This is a genomic window from Cupriavidus sp. 01T418 (assembly GCF_056398885.1).
In genome coordinates this window covers 1-451 of record NZ_JBFTQG010000177.1, presented here as the reverse complement: position 1 = coordinate 451, position 451 = coordinate 1, and the positions used below count along the sequence as shown (strand labels likewise).

Annotated in this window: 1 protein-coding gene; it reads left to right on the top strand. The window is 62.4% G+C overall.

The genetic code is table 11. The features are described 5' to 3' along the window. Positions 1-263: 263 nt before the first annotated feature. The coding region (locus AC1DQ3_RS36790) for a hypothetical protein (protein ID WP_477124992.1) at positions 264-451 on the top strand (188 nt) is incomplete at its 3' end.

Below are 451 nucleotides of genomic sequence, written 5' to 3'. Positions count from 1 at the left end.
ACGAACATCACCGGCTGCCCAGGCTCAAGCGCCCAGCACTTGTTCARCTCAAGCGGGCGCTTCAGGAAGACGTACTGGCGGAGATGCGACGYCTGATCGAAGGCAAACCACAGGAGACGTTGCGCTGCCGGCCCGGCAGACTGGCCGCAGCTGRACTTCCCCCGCATGAACAGATCCTCGCAGGGCAGTATGGCCTGTTTGCCCTCGAWGCCGATCCCGAACGGCGCCCCACGTTGAGCAAGGGCCGGATACTGTGCCTGTATATGGGCGCCCTTCTGGAAACAGAGGAAGAGATGCTCGATTATCGTCAGCGGCATCCGGACTCGCTCCGATATGAACTGGACACGCCGAGGAAAAACAGCAGCAAGCTGGTTTCGGTGGCGGCGCTTGGGGCCGCAAATAGCGGACCCTTCGCAAATACGGCGCTCCTGCCGGACACCGCGGAGCCAGC